Below are 17,840 nucleotides of genomic sequence, written 5' to 3'. Positions count from 1 at the left end.
GGATTCGCGACGGGCCGCGACCCGCCGCGTGCTTCCAGAGGCTCTATTCGATGACGCGTCCTTCGCCCACCTCGGCCGCCGAAGGATCCAGCCCGTAGGACTCCAGCACCTTGGCGATGGCACCCTCGGCGCGATAAGCCTCGATCGAGCTGTTCATCGCCGAGACCAGTGCCTCATTGCTCTTCGACAAAAGGAAGGAGGTCTGTGAGGGGTTGACGGTCGCCGTGATGCGCTCGTCCGGCTGCAGGAGCTTCACCTTCACATCGGTGCCGGCATTCAGCACAACCGCGGCTCCGAACCCTTCCAGCGCGGCATCGAGCCGACCGGCCTGCAGGTCCTGGGCGAGGTTCAGCGAGGACGGATAGGTGGTCGAGCCCTCATAAAGGTCTTCCATCTGCATCACCCAGTCGTAACCCTCGACCGTGCCGATTTTCTTCCCGACCAGGGCGTCGACGGTGTCGTAGCCCTCGACGGACGCGACGGAAAGCTGGTCGAGATAAACCGGCACCGACAGCGAAGTGACCTTGTCGCGGGCGGCGGTGCGATAGAAGCCGCCCAATGCTATGTCGGCGCGCCCGCTCTGCACGGCCGAGACAGCGGCGGGATAGTTGAGAATGTCATAGGTGATTTCGAGACAGTTCTCCGTGGCGAAACGGGTGACGAGTTCGCCGTCGATGCCGCTGATCTTGCCGTCCTTCTCGAGCGAATAGGGCGGCGTGTTGGTGAGAGCCACGGTGAGTTTGCCGGCCTTCAGCGGCTGGAACTCGTGAGCGGGCTTGCAGTCCTGGGCATTGGCGGCGCTGAGGCCGAGCGCCGTGCTGAGTGCTGCGCTGAAAAGGAAGGTCTTGATAGCCGACATTTATTCCTCCGATAGGATTGTTGTGAGGTGGTGGATCATTTGAGGTGAAGGCTCAGGCGGCGCTCGGCGAAGGCCACGAGCCAGCCGAAGGGAATGGTGACAGCGAGATACATGAGCCCCGCCAGCGTCAGCACGTCCAGATAGAGGTAGGTGGCCGCGCCCACGCGGTAGCTGCGAGCCAGAAGCTCGGGAATGGCGATCGTGAATGTCAGCGACGTGAGCTGGAAGATCAGGATGGCGAAGCCCATGAGCGCGGGCACGGCGTAGAGCACCCCTTGCGGGATGACGACATAGCGCAGGATGTCGGCATGGGTCATGCCCAGTGCCTGTCCTGCCTCGACCTCGCGGTGCGGTACGGCATTGAGTCCGGCCCGCAGGATTTCGCTGGTATAGGCGCCGGTGGTCAGCGCCAATGCGACGACGCCCGAAGTGAAGGCCCCGGCGCTGATCCCCGCGGAGGGCAGCCCGTAATACACCATCTGCAGCACGACCAATGCCGGCGCGCCGCGCCCGATCTCGACCATGGCGATGGCCAGATAGCGCAGGAGGCGCTGCTTGGCCGACGAGGCAAGCGCCAGAACCAGGCCGAGCGGAAGGCCGAAGAGGAGAGCCAGACCGGTGAGTTGGAGCGAGACCTTGAGGCCTTTCCAGAGCTGTGGGGTCCAGTCGATCCAGTTGGAGAGCATTTCCATCACTTCGAGACCCTCCGACGCATCTGGGCATCCATGCGGCGCGAGAAATAGGCGACGGGAATGGAAAGCAGGATGTAGAGGAGGGCAGCCATGATGAAAGGCATGAACCCGCCGCCCGCGGCCTGGGCCTCCTGAGAGGCGAACAGCATGACGTCGCGCACGCCGATGGCGGAGGCGACCGTGGTGTCTTTCAGAAGCGAAACCAGATAGGTGGCCATGCCGGGGATGGAGACGCGGAAGACCTGCGGCGCCAAGACGAAGCGCAGGGTATCGAGGCGTGTGAAGCCCAGCGCCACCGAGGCCTCCTCCTGGGACTTCGATAGCGCCAGGAAGCCGCCGCGATAGATTTCGCACAGATAAGCGGCCGAGACGAGGCCGAGCCCGAGCGTCGCGGCCTGGAAGGCGGTCAGCGTGACGAAGCCGTTGCCGATCCCGAAGAAGATGATGAAAAGCCAGACGATCGGCGGGATGCCTCTCAGAATGTCGACATAGACGCGGGCGACGAGGCGCAGAAGCATGGAGCGCGAGCGGCGCATGAGCACCAGCGGGACGGCGAGGATCGCGCCGATCAGGAAGGCGCTTATCGTCACGCCGAAAGTGGCTGGCAGCCCTCTCAGGATGGATAGGAGCAGATCGATCATTGGCGGTCGAGAATGGCGCGGAAGAACTGCCGGGTGCGCTCGGAAGAGGGGTTGCGGATGACTTCGTCCGGCGTGCCTTGCTCGATGATCGCGCCGTTGGCCATGACGATGACGCGGTCGGCCACCTCCGCGGCGAAGGCGATCTCATGCGTGACGACGATCATGGTCATCCCGTCGCGAGCCAACTCGCGCATGACGGCCAAGACTTCCAGGCCAAGTTCCGGATCCAGCGCGGATGTGGGCTCGTCGAAGAGCATGACCTGCGGATCGAGAGCAAGGGCCCGGGCGATCGCGATGCGCTGCTGTTGGCCGCCGGAGAGGCGCGACGGATAGGAATGTGCCTTGTCGGCGAGCTTCACGCGGTCGAGCAACTGAGCCGTACGAGCGTTTGCCTCTGCCTTGGAACGTCCGAGCACACGCATCTGCGGCAGCGAAATATTGCGCTCCACCGTCATATGCGGAAACAGATTGAAGGATTGAAACACCATGCCGGTGGCGCGACGCAGCTTCAGCAGGTCTGCCGCTGTCAGCGTTTTAGAAACGTCGAACCTGAAATCGCCAACCGACAATTCTCCGGAGTGGGGCGTCTCGAGCATGTTGATCGTGCGCAACAACGTGCTCTTGCCCGCGCCGCTCGGCCCGACGATCGCGATCACTTCGCCGCGCTTGATGTCGAGATCGACGTCCTTCACGGCGTGGAAGCCGGTGTATCGGACATTGATGTCCTTGAGACGAACAATGTAGTCTGGATCGGTCAAACGCATTTCCCTTCGATCGCTTTGTGCTCGACCCGAAGGCCGAACTCTGCTCGATGCCACCTGGCTTTTCTCGTTAGTTAGTGCGGCTCAGGTAGCTGGCCCCAAAATTGCGAGCAGTGTTCGGCTACGTCGGGGAGACGGGACGATTTCGGTCACTGGTCGGACGCAGTGTCTCGGTTCCTGGAGCCGAGACGGGCGCGCCATGCAGTGCCCAATCGGCGGCCACCTGGCCAATGACCGGTGATAGCTGTATGCCGTAGCCTCCAGCGCCGGCGGCAGTCACGAGCGTGGGCTCGGACATGTCGATCGGCCCGACGAAGGGGCGGTGATCGGCGGTCACGGGATAGAGCCCGGCCCAGCCACGGCCGAGGCTGGCACCCGGCAGGTCCGGCACCCGCTCGAGCAGCATTTCGGCGAGATCCACCTTGGAGTCCTCATCACATTGATCGTTGTATGCATCGGGGTTCTCGGGTTCCCGCGATTTGACCTTGTGCACTTCGGCGATCAGTTCGGTCGACTTCTCATGCCGGAAGTTCAGCCCCGTCCCTTCGCCGTTCACGAGGTCCATCACCATGGGCATGACGTAGTCGAGAGGACGGTCGAGATGGATCGAGATGGCCTCGTGCCGTTCCGGATGGACCCACAATTCCTGGCCGAACATGGCCGCCACCTGTCTGGCCCAGGCGCCTGCGGCGTTGACGACGATGTCGCAGCCGATCGCGCCCTTCGTGGTTTCGAGCAGATAGCCGCCGGCGACGCGCTTCACGCCCAGGACCTTGCACGCCTGCCGCACGGCAGCACCCTTTGCACGCACCTCTTCAGCCAGGAAGTTGCACAGCTCGTAGGGATCGATGAAACCGTCGTCCGGCCCGAAGATGCCTCCGGCCAGGCCATCGGCGCTCATGTGCGGAACGAGCTGGGTCAGTTCGTGGGCCCGATAGACTCGCGAGCGAAAGCCCGCTTCGGCCTGCATCCTTACCGACTGTTCGAAAAGGGCCATCTGGGCTTCGGTCCGTGCCAGGCGGAGATAGCCGATATGGTTGAACTTGAAGCCCTTGCTTTCCCAGTCGCGAAATTGGCGGATGGCGTGGGTGCGCAGCATGATGTCGAACGGATCGGTGAATTGCGTGCCCACCACGCCGACGGAACGTCCGCTGGAACCGGAGGCAAGACCATTGGCCTCGAGCACCGTGACGCGTGCGCCTTGGGCGCACAGGTTGCTGGCGGTCGCCATACCGAGCGTGCCGGCGCCGATAATGGCGACGTGGGGAGAGGAAGTCATTTCAATCTCGTTTCGTTCGGGGGAGGGGCCGCGCGTCACGCGCGTTCCGCGACCTCGGCCAAGGTGTCGTCGATCGCAGCCAGAATGTTACCGGCATCCTCCTCCGTCATCGTGGTGGAGAGGGCGAACAGGCCATAGCTGGCGGCGAGGATGCCGCGCCTGAGGCATCCCTTATGGAAGATATCGAGCATCTTGCGCTCTCTGGCGCCGGGATAGACCGAGCGATAGTCAGTCACCGGATTGGACGTGAAGTGCACCTTGAACAGAGAGCCGAGACCCACGCACATGCCGGTAACGCCATGCTTCTCCATGGCGCCATTGATGCCGGCGCGCAGGAGGTCGCCGATCTTGTCGAGATGCGCGAAGCTCTCCCGGGTCAATGCCTTCATCGACGCGAGGCCGGCGAGCATGGTGACGGGATTCGCGGTGAAGGTACCCCCATGCGGGAGAGCGGGCTTGCCCCTGCTCGGATCGAAGACGGCCATCACGTCGGCCCGGCCCGCGACGGCGCCGACCGGGAAACCTCCGCCGATGATCTTGCCCAGCACGGTCAGATCGGGCCTGATGTTCCACAGACCCTGCGCGCCCTCATAGCCTAGCCGGAAGGAGATCACCTCGTCGAAGATGACGAGCGCGCCGGCGCCATGGGCGACCTCGACCGCGGCTTCGAGATAATCGCGGCGGGCAGGGATTAGGCCCGCCCGGTTCGGCATCGGGTCGATCAGAACGCCGGCTATCTCGTCTCCGTGCGCCTTGAAGACGGCCTGAAGTGCTTCGGTATCGTTGAAGGGCACGACCAGGACATCATCGAGGACACCCTTCGGCGTGCCCTTGGCATAGGCGGTCGAAGCGGGCATGTCGCCCCAGTTCGACGGCGAGCTGTCGAGGCTGACCTCGGAATAGTCATAGGAGCCGTGATAGGCGCCTTCGATCTTCACGATCTTGGGACGACCCGTGAAGGCGCGCGCAGCCTTGATCGCCATCATGACGCCTTCGGTGCCCGAATTCGCGAAGCGGATCTGGTCGACCGACGGCAGGCGTTCGACCAGCAGTTCGGCCAGCTCGATCTCACTCAGGGTCGGTGCCCCGAAAGCGCTGCCCAGTGGCAATTGCGCGGTTACCGCCGCGGTCACGGCCGGATGGTTGTAGCCGTGGATCATCGACGTGAAATTGTTGATGCAATCATAGTAGAGGTTGCCGTCGACATCCCACATACGGCAGCCCTGTCCTCTTTCCGCGTAGATCGGATGAGGCTCCATATAAACCGTGGTGCGCGTGTTGCCGCCTGGCATGACGAGCTTTGCGCGTTCGTAAAGTGCAGCGGAATTGGTGTAACTGGACATGAAAGGACTCTGTCGCCCGGGCGAAGACAAGCTGGTGATGGATGGAAGGGGCATCATGCCTGTCGAGGCCGCACGAAGCGGCCTCGACAGGCAGCGCGGTCATTTCGTCATGATGGTGTGGCTCTGCTCGCGCATGAATTGCGGCAGGAAGTAGGTGCCGAGGCCGCCCTTGCCGCTCACGCCGGTGCCTTTCCAGCCGCAGAAAGGCTGCGCGCCTGGCCAGGCACCCGTGGTCGCGCCGCTGGCGCGGTTCGCGTAGAGCACGCCGGCCTGCGCATGGTCCAGGAAGTAACGCAGCTCTGTATCATCTTCAGTGAAAATGCCTGCGGCCAGGCCATAGGCAATGTCATTGCCTTCCCTGAGCGCCTCTTCGAGGCCGTCGACGCCGCGCAGGACCACGAAGGGCATGAACAATTCGTCCTTGGTCAGGCGCGAGGGGGCGGGCATCTCCACGAGCGCGCCTTGGAAATAGTTCTCTCCCAAGGCTCCTTCGAGGCGTGTTCCGCCGTAATGCACAGTGCCCTCGGTAGTGGCCTGGGCCATGGCCTCGGTAAACCGGGCCACCGTCGCGGCATTGTAAAGCGGGCCCATGAAGGTCTCTGCCTTGCGCGGATCGCCGACTACCAGCTTCGCCGCGAAATCCTTGAAGTGACGGATGAACTCTTCCTTCACGGCGTTGTCGACATAGACCACCGAGCAAGCCGAGCACTTCTGCCCCTGAAGGCCAAAGGCCGAACGCACCACGCCTTGGGCCGCACGTTCAATGTCGGCTTTTCCGGTCACGTAAGCCGGGTTCTTGCCGCCCATCTCGGCCACGACCGGCTTCATGTGAGGCTGTGTGGCCATGTGGCGGAAGATGCCCATCCCGGTCTTGTGCGAACCGGTGAAAGCCACGCCGTCGATGCCTTCATCCGTCGCGAGCAGGCGGCCGACTTCGCCGTCGCCCAGCACGATACTGAACACACCGTCCGGCAGACCTGCCTTCTTCAACGTTTCGGCGATGAGAAGGCCGGTGAGCGCGCATTCCGGGGAAGGCTTGTAGACAACGGTATTACCGGTGATCAGCGCGCCGGTGATCATTCCGATCGAAAGGGCAAGGGGGAAGTTGAACGGCGCGATCACGGCGAAGACGCCATAGGGCTTCAGAACGCTGACGGCGGTCTCGTTCTCGATCAGCTCGTTCATCGGACGCCTGTATCCGGCGTTGCTACGCAACTCGCCCGGATAGTAATCCAGCATGTCGACGGCTTCTTCGGCTTCGCCGATCGCTTCCATACGGGACTTACCCACCTCGTAGAGGGCGGCGAGGCCGAGGGTGTATTTTTCTTCGGCGAGAACCTGCTTCCAACGCTCGGCAAATGCCAGGCGCTCTTCGAGCGACGCGAAATTCCAGCTTTTGGCTGCCTTGCGGGCCGCGGCGACTGCCGCTTTCACATCGGCCGCATTGGAGCGCGGGAATTTGCCCAGGGAAAGTGCGGGGCTGATTGGGCTCGCGATGCTGACTGCCGCTTCCGAAGCGAATGGGGTGCTCCAGGTCTTCGTCAGCGTCCTGGCTTCGAAATCGGGAATGAGGGTGTCGAGGTGAGCGTGCACCGGCCCAAAATCGACTCCGATGTTCGAATAGGTCACTCGCGGTAAGGTCATGTTTAATCTCGTCCCGATAATCGATATTAATCTCTATAATCGGCACAAATTAGACCGTGTCAATCGCATTTTGCCGGCTGAGGGCGGGATGCCTGGGGATGCCGGCATGCTTATGAACGCACGGAGGCCCCGCGCTGGGCGCGAGGCCTCGACCGGACACTCGGCGGATATCGGGACTAATCGGCCTTGTCGGTGAGCTTGAGCAGCCTCGTCAGCCGTGCCGCCGTCTGCGCCACCGCTTCGCGGTTCCTGTCGAAGTCTTCCTCAACGACCCCGCGATGAGGCCCTGTAAGACCAAGGGCATAGGTGATCCTGCCGCCGGCTTTCCCGATCGGAAAAGCGATGGTGCTCAGACCGGCGACATGTTCCTCCAGTTCCGTCGCATAACCTCGCGCGCGGGTTTGGCGCAGCTCGGCGAGGAGTGCATCCACGTCGGTCTTGGTGTTGGAGGTGAACTGCGACAAATTGCCCGTCAGGATGCGCCGTGCCTCTTCTTCGTCCTGATAGGCGAGCAGCACCTTGGCCGTAGCCGTGGCATTGAGCGGCATGATGGTGCCGGGTGCGATGTAGATTCGCACGAGCGTATCGGGAGCAGTGCAGGTGACGGAGCGCACCTCGTCGCCTGCCAGTTTCGAGATGAACGCCGATTGTCCGGTCTCAGCGGTCAGCAGTTCCAGCGGCCGCCGTGCCAGTGGCTCGATCCACTCGGTGTTCGAGGAGCTGTGCACCAGTTGGAGGATGCGATCGCCCAGCCTGTAGGTGCGATTGCGGGCATTGCTTGCCGTGATCAGACCTCCGTCGAGCAGGGCATGGAGCAGCCGGTTCACCGTAGCCTTGGGCAGGTCGAGAGCGACCTCGATTTCAGCGGCGGTCAGCCCCTGGGAGAAGGGGGCGATCATCTCGAGGATGGAGATGTACCGTTCCAAAGGGCTGTCTTTTGGAGATTGATTGAGCATGTCTTCTTTCGTGATTCGTGCCTGCTGACGCACCATGGCTTGGCGGCTGCCGTCGTCGAGACATGATCAAATTGACCGTGCAGTGCAAGCCGCTAGCGCGTGTCGGTGGCGCTTGGATAGCGTTTGCCGCGCAATTTGGCCGCCACTACGCTGCTTTTGGGGCAGAACCGCTGTCCTTGCCGGTGGATCGCGAATTGCCCAAAGGGCAGCAGGAGGGTTCTGGTCCTCGGAAGGGTATAGACGACCCTTTGCGATGCACGAACCCGCTTCGCGGGAGGGCGCGGGTGCAAGGCCGATAGTAACCTTGGGCTTTGAGCGACGACCGGCGCCGGGCCGACAACATCCCGCGGAGGCGCAACGACGCGGCCTGTCCGCACCCAACTCGCGACATCCGGCCGAAACCCCCGCCTGCGCCGACATCAGCGGTAGGTCGAAATCCCCATAGCCACCCGCCTGTGGCCCCCTGCATGGGAGGCTTTCGTACGCCCGACAGCACCCGAAACCCTTCACGATGTCGGTCTGACAGTTTCTGGCTACCGATCTTCAACAGCAGACAATCATGTCGGCATACAGCGATCCGTGTCGGATGCATCTATTCACCGTGTGCCCAAGACGCTCGAGTTAGGGACTGCCCTGCCTTTATCGTCAGCAAGGATAGCCGCTGAATTTAACGACCGTTCATCGGCTACCCTTGCTGGGCGCGTCGTCGCCGAGGAATTGCTGCAGTCGAGGCACGACGAAATCGAGGAAGACACGCACGCGTTGTGGCATTCGCGGCCCTCCCAGAAAGACGGCGTGTATCTCTTCCTCGTCGGATTCGATCGCGTCGGCGAGCACTTCCACAAGGCGGCCGGCGGCAAGATCGGCCCGCACATGATAGTCGCCCATGCGCGCAAGCCCCACGCCGGCGAGCGCCATGCGCCGCACGGTCTCGCCATTGTTGGCAAGCAGTGAGCCGTTGACCATGCGATCGACGATCCGCCCGCTTTCCTTCAGGGGCCAGACCGGTGCAGCGCGGCGGAAGTTGAAGCCCAGGCAATTGTGCCGGGAGAGATCCTCGACCTCTCGCGGCGTCCCGCAGCGGCCGAGATAGGCGGGCGAAGCCACGATCTTGCGGCGAGCCACCCCGATGCGGCGCGCGACCATGCCTGAATCGGGGAGAGGTCCCACCCGGAAAGCGATGTCGGTGCGGTCGAGATAAAGATCAACGATCTCATCCGAGAGCGACAGGTCGACGACGATGTTGGGATAAGTGCGCCAGAACTCGGGCAAGAGCGGCTCCAGACCCAGCACCCCGAACGCGACCGACACGTTGACCCGGACTCTGCCGCCAGCCGCCGCGGCCCCATGCGACAGCTCCCGCTCGATCAGATCGAGGTCCTGAAGCAGCGCCTGGCTGCGCTCATAATAGATTTGTCCTTCTGTGGTCAGCGACAAACGCCTCGTGGAACGCTCGACGAGGCGCACCCCCAACCGTGCCTCCACGCGCGAGATCAGCTTGCTGACCGTCGACGGCGTCATGCGCAGCAGCCGCGCCGCTTCGGAAAAACTTCCCGTCTCCACCACGCGCATGAATACCTGCATCTCGCCCGTCCGGTTATCCATGATCGCCTCGTTTATGATTTCGTTTCACAGATGATGTGGAAATCGGGCTGATTATCAAGGTTACGTCACCGCATTATTTGGTGGCGCATGACAAACACATCCGCTCTCGATCTCATCTACGTCCCAGGACGTATGACCCTCGGCATCGAACTGCCGCTCGACAATGACTGGTCGCCGGCCGGCGAAGCTCGCCGCGCTGCCTCTGGTCGCCCGCGTGGCGTTCCGGACCTTAGCGCCCAGACCGATCTGGTCCGCAAGGCAGAGGATCTCGGCTTCTCCGCCGTATGGATGCGCGATGTTCCTATCTTCGATCAGGTCAATATGGGCGACGCCGGCTCAGTGCATGACGTCTTCGTCCTGCTCGGCTATCTGGCGGGCATCACCCGGCGCATGGCGCTCGGCACGGCCGCCGTCGTGCTGCCGATCCGCCATCCGATGATGACGGCCAAGGCGGCAGCTTCCGTCGACGTGCTGTCAGGCGGCCGGCTGATCCTGGGTGTCGCCTCCGGCGACCGTCCCGTCGAGTACCCGCTTCTGGGGCTCGATTTCGAAAAGCGGGGCGAAACATTCAGGCAGGCGGTGGATTATTTCCGCGCAGCTTGGCAGCCCGGTGGTTTACCGGTCGACGGCGAACGCGTTCCGCAGCTCGATCTTCTGCCCCGCCCGATACAGCCGACCATTCCACTCGTCGTAGCCGGTCAGGCTCGTCAGGAGGATTCCTGGCTCGCGGCGCATATGGACGGCCGCTTCGTCTATCCCAGCGGCGTCCACCGCCTTCGTTCCCAGGCCGCAGGCTGGGCGGAGGCCACGGCGGACCGCGCGGCCTTCATCAGCGCGTTCCATCTCGACCTCGACAGTGACGCCTTCGCGCCACTCGCGCCGATCCGCTTCGGCGCACGGGGAGGACGCCGTGCCGTCCTTGCGCATTTCCAGGCGCTGGCCGATGCGGGCGTCGACCATCTCGCCATCAATATTCGGCAGTCGCAGCGCGCGCCGGCCGAAGTTCTCGATGAAATCGCGTCCGACATCATGCCGGCGCTCAACCTGTCCAGCGCGGTCAAGGCCGCTTGACCAATCCAGAAGGAGTTTTTTCCGATGCAAAATGTCACCGCCCATGGCGCGACGATTCCCGCTCTCGGCTTCGGCGTGTTCCGCATGTCCGACGCGGAGGTGGAGCGCGTCATCCCAGCCGCGCTCGAGGGCGGCTTCCGCCATTTCGATACCGCGCAGATCTACCAAAACGAGGCCGCGCTCGGCCGGGCGCTTCAGGCCGCCGGTGCTCGCCGCGAGGATTTGTTCCTGACCACCAAGGTCTGGGTCGATAACTACAGCCCCGGCAGATTCTCGGCCTCGGTCAACGAGAGCCTCGACAAGTTGAAAGTCGACCGGGTCGACCTTCTTCTCCTGCACTGGCCGGCCGACAAGGTGCCAGTCGCGACGCAGATCGAGATGCTGGATGCCGTGAAGGCAGCCGGCAAGACCCGGTTCATCGGCGTCTCCAACCAGAACATCGCGCAGATGCGGGAATCCATCGAGCGCGCCAAGGCGCCGATCGTCACCAACCAGGTAGAACTGCATCCCTATCTTCCCCAGCGCGCACTTGTCGCTGCCGCAAGGGACAGCGGCGTCGCCATCACCGCCTACTACAGCATGGCCGACGGCGCCGTGCCGAAGGACCCGATCCTGCAGCAGATCGGCGCGAAATACGGCAAGAGCGCCGCGCAGGTCGGTCTGCGCTGGCTGGTCCAGCAGGGCTATGTCGCCCTTTCCAAAACGGCGAACCCAGCACGCGTCGCGGAAAACATCGCGATCTTCGATTTCGCCCTCGACGAGGCCGACATGGCCGCCATCGCCGAGCTTGCGCGCCCGGATGGCCGGCTTGTCAGCCCTCCCGGCCTCGCTCCGGCCTGGGACGCTTAAGGAGAGCAACCATCATGAATGCCCATGTCTCGACGGCCGCTCCGACGGCCGAAACATCCTCACCCGCCCGCGGGGCGCTGCTCGCTCTTGCGATCGGCGCTTTCGGTATCGGCACGACCGAGTTCTCACCGATGGGGCTTTTGCCGGTCATCGCCCAAGGGGTCGACGTGTCGATCCCGACCGCTGGGCTCCTCATCAGCGCCTATGCGATCGGCGTGATGGTCGGCGCGCCGATCATGACGCTGGCCTTCAGCCGCTTCGGCAAGCGTACGGCGCTGATCCTTCTGATGGCTATCTTCGCCGTCGGCAACCTGATGTCGGCGGTGGCGCCGGGCTACTTCACGCTGCTCCTTGCCCGGCTGGTCACAAGCCTCAACCATGGCGCCTTCTTCGGCCTGGGCGCGGTGGTGGCCGCAAGCGTCGTGCCCAAGGAGAAGCAGGCAAGCGCGGTGGCCGCCATGTTCATGGGGCTGACGATCGCCAATATCGGCGGCGTTCCGGCCGCCACATGGGTCGGCCAGCAGATCGGCTGGCGCATGGCCTTCGCCGGAACGGCACTTATTGGCATCGTTGCCATCACGGCGCTGTGGATGGCCCTTCCAAAGGGCGAACGTGGGGCGATGCCCAACGTGAAGCGCGAACTCGCCGTGCTCACCAGACCCGCGGTGCTGCTTGCCATGGCGACAACCGTTATGGGGGCGGGGGCGATGTTCACGTTGTATACCTATGTCGCGCCCATTCTCGAGACGCTGACCGGCGCATCCGACAGCTTCGTCACCTTCGGGCTGGCACTGATAGGTGTCGGTTTTACCATCGGCAACTGGCTGGGCGGCCGGCTGGCTGACTGGTCGCTCGATGGTGCGACCAAGATATTCCTTGGTGCGCTTGCCGCGATCATGCTTGTCCTTCCGCTGGCCTTCGGCAGTCATGCGGGAGCGGCCATCGGTCTCCTCGTCTGGGGCGCCGCGGCTTTCGCCATCGTTCCGCCGGTGCAGATGCGCGTGATGCAAGCCGCGTCGGAAGCCCCCGGTCTGGCGTCCTCCATCAACGTCGGAGCCTTCAATCTCGGCAACGCGCTGGGTGCTGCCATCGGCGCAGGGGTCATCAGCCTTGGCCTCGGCTATGCGGCCGTTCCCGTCGCGGGCGGCGTGCTCGCGGCCGCCGGTTTGGTGCTGGTCTGGCTCGGTAGCCGGAAGAGCAGGGCGCTGCGGCCCTGTGAAGCGTAACGCAAGAAGAGGGAACCCGAATATGAATACGACACTCTTTCCCATGGCGGGGCGGCGCTTCGAGGTCGACTATGGTGGTCTCGTCGCGGAGAATGCCTATGCCGAAGACGGCCGGTCGCTGACCTATGCCATCACCAGCGGCGCCTTGGCGGGAAATACCGCGACTGTGAGCTTCGAGTGGCGGCGTCTCGAGGGCGGTGCCTTCGCCATCTCCTGGCAGGAGGCGGACGGCGCGACCGTCGTTCACATCGACGACTTCGACGCCGGCCGGTCACTCGCCTTTTTCACCACGGCAGACCGGCAGTTTCATCGTCTCGAAGGGCCTCTGCATCCCCTGGATGGCGGCCAGGGCTAAGGAGGAGGCCAAAGGGCCAAACACTGCGGCGGAAGCCGGACAATTGCCGCCGAACGACCCACTCGGCGCGCCGAAAACATACGCCGCTCACGCTTCAATCAGGACGTTGATTGAAGCGTCCAACTGAGACCCGATCATCTCTAAGGAGACGCGTCCACCATGACCGGCTGGGACGCGCAACGCGACGTGCGGCCGACGATATCCAGCGCGCGACACAGTCATCGGGCGCGAACCGCGGAACCACCGCGACCGATTCTGCGACCCCACTGGAAAGCGGAGCGTCCTTAACTCGTTCCCGGATGTTCGTGACGGGCCTCAAGTGGCTAAGCTGGAGACGTGCTTTCGGCCATTGCCTTAGAGGCTACCTCTGACGCAAATTTCTCGAAAAACTCCCCGGCCAGTTTCCGGGCTGTAGCATCAATAAGTCGCGACCCCAATTGTGCCAGTTTACCGCCTATGTCCGCTTTCGCCGTATAGACTAGGATTGTTCCGCGTTCGTCGTCTCTGAGATGGACATCGGCACCGCCCTTGGCAAAGCCTGCAACACCACCTTGGCCTTCCCCTATAATCGAATATCCCTGCATAGGGACGATGTTGCTAAAAGTCACTTTGCCCGTGAATGTTGCTTTGATTGGCCCAATCCGCAGAGCCGATTTAGCTGTCAAGGAGTCGTCTTCCAGTTTTTCCAGAAATGTGCATCCGGGTATACAGTCTTTCAGGATAGCAATATCGTTCAATGCACTCCAGACGACCTCTCTTGGAGCCGGGATGAGTTGTTCACCAGTCATATCCATTGCTTTTACCTCGGAGAATACTAGTAGGATTATTCAGTCCTATTTTGCGCGGTGTCACACAACAATTGCCAAATGGCACAGGGAGTCAGCGGTAGGCGTGCTGGTTGAACGCCAAAGGTCGATAACGCGTCTGCGACGGCATTCCCGATGACGGCGGCAACCGGCGCGATGGCATCTTCGCCAACGCCCTTTACGCCCATGGGATTGCGTCCGGTGCGGGTCAGATCGAGACAAATGGCTCGTATGTTAGGATAGTCTGTTGACGTTGGCAGGAGGTAATCTGCCAACGAGCCGGTGAGAAACTGCGCATTCTCATCATAGGAAAGTTGCTCCAGAAAGACCCCTCCGAGCCCTTGCACGATTGCCCCAATTTTCTGGCCATGGACCAGAAGCGGGTTGATCATCTTTCCCACGTCCTCGACGGCGACGTAATCGATAACCTCCACATGACCCGTTCGTATGTCTACCGCCACATGTGCGGCATGCGTTCCGTATCCGTATGGCTTGAGCTTTGTCCCGAACGTACCGTCGGCCTCGATGGTGTTGGGCAATTGACGAGCCAGGTCGACAATGGAGAGCGGGTCCTGGGCTGGAGCCGTAAACATCTCATTTCCATATTGGACATTGGCGATATCGCAGCCCAACAACCTTGCTGCTTCCACCCTAAGGAGGGACTTGAGGTTCTCGGCAGCATCGGCAATGGCATTCCCACCCATAATTATCGAACGCGAATGGAAAGACCCAAACCCCTCGTCAAGCAGGGTTGTCGATCCGTGATATATACCCACGCGCTCGATCGAAACTTCAAGCGCGTCTGCGCAGATCTGTGAGAGTCCTGTTTCTATCCCTTGACCAAGGGCAGACGAACCTATGAAAACTGATACCCGGCTATCTTGTTCAAGCCGGATGCGACAATTTTCCTTTGGTCCGGCCCCACTGCTATCGATAAAGCTGCCGAAGCCTATCCCGTGATACCGGCCGTCGACTTCGCGACCACGCAAGTGGGCCTTTTCTTCCCATCCTATTTCCGAGGCACAGCGGCGTAAGACGGCGAGATGGTCGCCGTGGTCGTACGACGCGTCCTGCTCATAAGGAACAAGCTTCCCCGTCGGGTATGGGAGTTGATCTGGTTTCAACAAATTCTGGCGTCGAAAAGCAACGGGGTCGATCCCAAGATCTCGTGCTGCGATATCGAACAGCCGTTCTCGAGCAAAACAGGACTCGAAGCGGCCGGGGCCGCGGTAGCTCCCTGACGGCGTCTTGTTGGTCGCCACCGAAAGAACGTCGATACTTAAGGCTGGAATATCATAGGGCCCAGGCATGAATTGAGCGGCGCGGGATGCGAGAATTCCACCGGTCGTCCCTACATATGCCCCGAGATCAGCGACGACCTTGCCACGCAAACCCAGGACCTTGCCTTGCGCGTCGCACGCGATTTCGAGTTCACAGTCGAATTCCCTCGAGTGGTTCGTCGCCATCAAATGTTCGCGTCGGTCTTCGGCCCATTTGACAGGTTTTTGCAAGTGACGCGCCGCAAAGGGTATTAGAAAATCTTCTGGGTAGAATTCTCCGCGAACGCCAAACCCGCCGCCAACGTCCAATTCGATCAGATCCACGCGATTGTCGGGGAGACCCAGCATTTCGGCGAGAACATGCCGATTGAAGAATGGAACCTTTGCAGCGCCCCAAACCGACATGCGACAATTGCTTTCATCCCAATCCGCGACCAAGCCGCGCATCTCCATGGGAACGGCAGTGTGCCGTTGGACGTAGAACGTTTCCCTTCTCTTGTAGAATGCACCGGAAAAGACATCAGCTACGTTTCCGCGGTCTATATTGTATTGAAACGCTATGTTTGAGCTCAACTCCTCAAGCATCAAAGCGTCTCCACGAACGCTGTCGCGTGAAGAGGCAATCGGTGGCAGTTCGTCAATCTCAATCTGTATGAGCTCAGACGCATCCTCGGCGATAGCTTGGCTCTCAGCTATGACCACTGCAACGGGCTCGCCCACATAGCGAACTTTATCCTTCGCGATTACAGGCTGCTGAAAGGGGGTCGCCTCTTTAAACGCTGCGATACGGAAAGGAATGCGTGGTATTTCGGGGCCGAGATCTTTGGCGCTCAAAACTGCATATACACCATCCAGTGCTTGCGCTGCTGAGGCATCTATACTCATCAGCCGCCCATGTGCGACCGGACTGCGAACGACCACTGCAAACGTCATATTCGGCCTGTGGAAGTCATCAACAAACAGGCCATTGCCGGTCAAAAGACGAAAATCTTCGACACGTGGCAGCGGCTGGCCAACATAGCGACTATTTTTCAACTGCATCAGTGATCTCGGCTGGCTGCGGACAAGCGATCCCGGGCTTTTGCGATGGCCGTCACGATTGGAATGTATCCGGTGCAGCGACAAATATGACCTGAGAGAACCTCACGGATGCGGTCATTGCTGGCTTCTGGCTCAGCGCTAAGGAGTGATTGGGCAGTCATGAGAATGCCAGGGGTGCAAAATCCGCATTGCAAAGCGTGGTTGTTCCGAAACTCATCCTGGATTACCCCAAGGCAATCGTCAGTTGCCAAACCTTCGACGGTCTCCACCAGACGATCCTCAGCTTGCACAGCCAGTACCAGGCAGGATCTTACTGCTTCGCCATCGATCATGACGGTGCATGCGCCACAGACACCGTGTTCACAGCCGACATGAGTGCCGGTAAGCGAAAGGTCATGACGTAGGCAGTCAGCGAGACTTCGCCGTGGTTCAACGGACACGCGAACGTCTCGTCCGTTGACATTCAGATTAATGTCGATGGGCTGTGTCAACGGGCTCCTCCTCTTTTGTCGAAGGCGTCCACAAGGGCACGTTCAACAAGGACGCCTAAAATTGCGCGGCGATAATCGGATGACGCCTGGAGGTCCGAGGGGGGATCAATCACATCCAGTTTGGTCGCTGCGGCGCCAATCGCTGCAAACGTTTCTGGAGTGGGCAACGCTCCATCCAATATCGATTGCAACGGTGCGAGGATAACGGGACGATCATCTATCCCGAACGCCACTATTCGTGGCTCAGCAATCCGACCCTCGTTGAGTTGAAAATGCAACGCAACCCCGGCAAGTGCGAAATCTCCGGTGCGTCGGGCGAACTCTTTAAAGGACCAGTATCTGGTTGAGGGCCATGCAGGGAGATGGACGCCGGTGATAATTTCGTCTTCCGCCAAGTCAGTCGTCAGCATTCCGTGAAAAAAGCTGTCCGCAGGAATCAGCCTTGACCCGCCGACACCTTGAACTTGGATCTGGCCCTCATGAATGAGGACGAGAGCAGGAAATTCGGCCGCAGGGTCAGCGTGTGCCAGGCTGCCCCCGATCGTCCCGCGATTGCGAATTTGATAATGGGCGATGTGCTCTACGCCCGCCACAAGCAAAGGATAGCGACTACGAAGCTGGAGATCCCTCTCGATGTCGACCCAGCGTAACCTGGCACCCAGGGCAACTCCGTGTTCGCTGAAAGTTGTGTTGTTTAGATCAGGTACGCGACAAATATCGACCAGTGCACTTGGCGCGAGCAGGCGAAAAGCCAGCATTGGCAAAAGGCTCTGTCCGCCAGCAATGATCTTGGCGTCGCCACCATAATCCTCAAGCAGCTTTATAACGGACTCTATAGTATCTGGGCGGTGATACTCGAACGGAGCAGGCTTCAATCTTTTGATCTTTCGAGGGTCGTGTTCTGTCAAAGCTCGCGAACAAAGCCGCGATGCATTAAATTA

17 protein-coding genes are annotated in these 17,840 nt (G+C 61.2%); 4 read left to right on the top strand and 13 right to left on the bottom strand.

Annotation, left to right across the window (positions count from 1 at the left end):
- Positions 1–43: 43 nt before the first annotated feature.
- The 9 genes from ACCO56_RS31140 to ACCO56_RS31100 form a co-directional block, all read right to left on the bottom strand.
- Entirely contained in the window at positions 44–859 is an 816-nt protein-coding gene (locus tag ACCO56_RS31140) for a substrate-binding periplasmic protein (RefSeq protein WP_433644845.1), read from the bottom strand.
- A 35-nt stretch (positions 860–894) separates the two neighbouring features.
- Complete coding sequence (locus ACCO56_RS31135; RefSeq protein ID WP_433644844.1) at positions 895–1,551, bottom strand: amino acid ABC transporter permease; 657 nt, start codon at positions 1,549–1,551, stop codon at positions 895–897.
- Positions 1,551–2,192 (bottom strand): amino acid ABC transporter permease, encoded by a 642-nt coding sequence (locus ACCO56_RS31130; RefSeq protein ID WP_433644843.1) that lies wholly within the window; start codon positions 2,190–2,192, stop codon positions 1,551–1,553. The genes ACCO56_RS31135 and ACCO56_RS31130 overlap by 1 nt, the downstream gene beginning before the upstream one ends.
- Positions 2,189–2,956: an amino acid ABC transporter ATP-binding protein gene (locus ACCO56_RS31125; protein WP_433644842.1), complete on the bottom strand. Its 768-nt coding sequence runs from the start codon at positions 2,954–2,956 to the stop codon at positions 2,189–2,191. Before ACCO56_RS31125 ends, ACCO56_RS31130 begins: the two co-directional genes overlap by 4 nt.
- Before the next feature lie 118 nt (positions 2,957–3,074).
- Positions 3,075–4,232, bottom strand: coding sequence for an NAD(P)/FAD-dependent oxidoreductase (locus tag ACCO56_RS31120; protein WP_433644841.1), 1,158 nt, complete (start codon positions 4,230–4,232; stop codon positions 3,075–3,077).
- Positions 4,233–4,267: 35 nt separating this feature from the next.
- Complete coding sequence (locus ACCO56_RS31115) at positions 4,268–5,575, bottom strand: aspartate aminotransferase family protein (RefSeq protein ID WP_433644840.1); 1,308 nt, start codon at positions 5,573–5,575, stop codon at positions 4,268–4,270.
- A 99-nt stretch (positions 5,576–5,674) separates the two neighbouring features.
- The gene (locus tag ACCO56_RS31110; protein WP_433644839.1) at positions 5,675–7,219 is read right to left on the bottom strand and encodes an aldehyde dehydrogenase family protein; all 1,545 of its coding nucleotides are present in this window, start codon (positions 7,217–7,219) and stop codon (positions 5,675–5,677) included.
- A 176-nt stretch (positions 7,220–7,395) separates the two neighbouring features.
- Positions 7,396–8,175, bottom strand: a complete 780-nt coding sequence (locus tag ACCO56_RS31105; RefSeq protein WP_433644838.1) for an IclR family transcriptional regulator — start codon at positions 8,173–8,175, stop codon at positions 7,396–7,398.
- 678 nt (positions 8,176–8,853) lie between these two features.
- Positions 8,854–9,780: a LysR family transcriptional regulator gene (locus tag ACCO56_RS31100; protein ID WP_433644837.1), complete on the bottom strand. Its 927-nt coding sequence runs from the start codon at positions 9,778–9,780 to the stop codon at positions 8,854–8,856.
- Positions 9,781–9,867: 87 nt separating this feature from the next.
- Here ACCO56_RS31100 and ACCO56_RS31095 point away from each other — a divergent pair, with 87 nt between their 5' ends.
- Genes ACCO56_RS31095 through ACCO56_RS31080 form a run of 4 tightly spaced genes read left to right on the top strand, consistent with a single transcriptional unit; the run spans position 9,868 to position 13,281 of the window.
- A complete protein-coding gene (locus ACCO56_RS31095) occupies positions 9,868–10,851 on the top strand; it encodes a TIGR03571 family LLM class oxidoreductase (protein ID WP_433644836.1) in 984 nt (327 codons plus the stop codon).
- Between the two features lie 24 nt (positions 10,852–10,875).
- Positions 10,876–11,700, top strand: coding sequence for an aldo/keto reductase (locus tag ACCO56_RS31090; RefSeq protein ID WP_433644835.1), 825 nt, complete (start codon positions 10,876–10,878; stop codon positions 11,698–11,700).
- A gap of 14 nt (positions 11,701–11,714) precedes the next feature.
- A complete protein-coding gene (locus ACCO56_RS31085; protein WP_433644834.1) occupies positions 11,715–12,926 on the top strand; it encodes an MFS transporter in 1,212 nt (403 codons plus the stop codon).
- A gap of 22 nt (positions 12,927–12,948) precedes the next feature.
- Positions 12,949–13,281 (top strand): MoaF-related domain-containing protein, encoded by a 333-nt coding sequence (locus tag ACCO56_RS31080; protein WP_433644833.1) that lies wholly within the window; start codon positions 12,949–12,951, stop codon positions 13,279–13,281.
- Between the two features lie 323 nt (positions 13,282–13,604).
- Here the strand turns inward: ACCO56_RS31080 and ACCO56_RS31075 are convergent, their stop codons facing one another.
- From ACCO56_RS31075 to ACCO56_RS31060, 4 genes are read right to left on the bottom strand one after another with little or no spacing between them, the layout of a single operon-like run.
- Entirely contained in the window at positions 13,605–14,075 is a 471-nt protein-coding gene (locus ACCO56_RS31075; RefSeq protein WP_433644832.1) for an SRPBCC family protein, read from the bottom strand.
- Positions 14,076–14,104: 29 nt separating this feature from the next.
- Entirely contained in the window at positions 14,105–16,408 is a 2,304-nt protein-coding gene (locus tag ACCO56_RS31070; protein WP_433644831.1) for a xanthine dehydrogenase family protein molybdopterin-binding subunit, read from the bottom strand.
- Positions 16,408–16,899: a (2Fe-2S)-binding protein gene (locus ACCO56_RS31065; RefSeq protein ID WP_433644830.1), complete on the bottom strand. Its 492-nt coding sequence runs from the start codon at positions 16,897–16,899 to the stop codon at positions 16,408–16,410. The genes ACCO56_RS31070 and ACCO56_RS31065 overlap by 1 nt, the downstream gene beginning before the upstream one ends.
- A complete protein-coding gene (locus ACCO56_RS31060; protein ID WP_433644829.1) occupies positions 16,896–17,774 on the bottom strand; it encodes an FAD binding domain-containing protein in 879 nt (292 codons plus the stop codon). The genes ACCO56_RS31065 and ACCO56_RS31060 overlap by 4 nt, the downstream gene beginning before the upstream one ends.
- Positions 17,775–17,840: the final 66 nt, after the last annotated feature.

Origin of the sequence: Mesorhizobium sp. 1B3 (assembly GCF_050958605.1) — a bacterium.
Taxonomy (GTDB): Bacteria; Pseudomonadota; Alphaproteobacteria; order Rhizobiales; family Rhizobiaceae.
The sequence above is the reverse complement of the archived record's forward strand: the minus strand, read 5'-3'. Positions and strand labels throughout refer to the sequence as shown.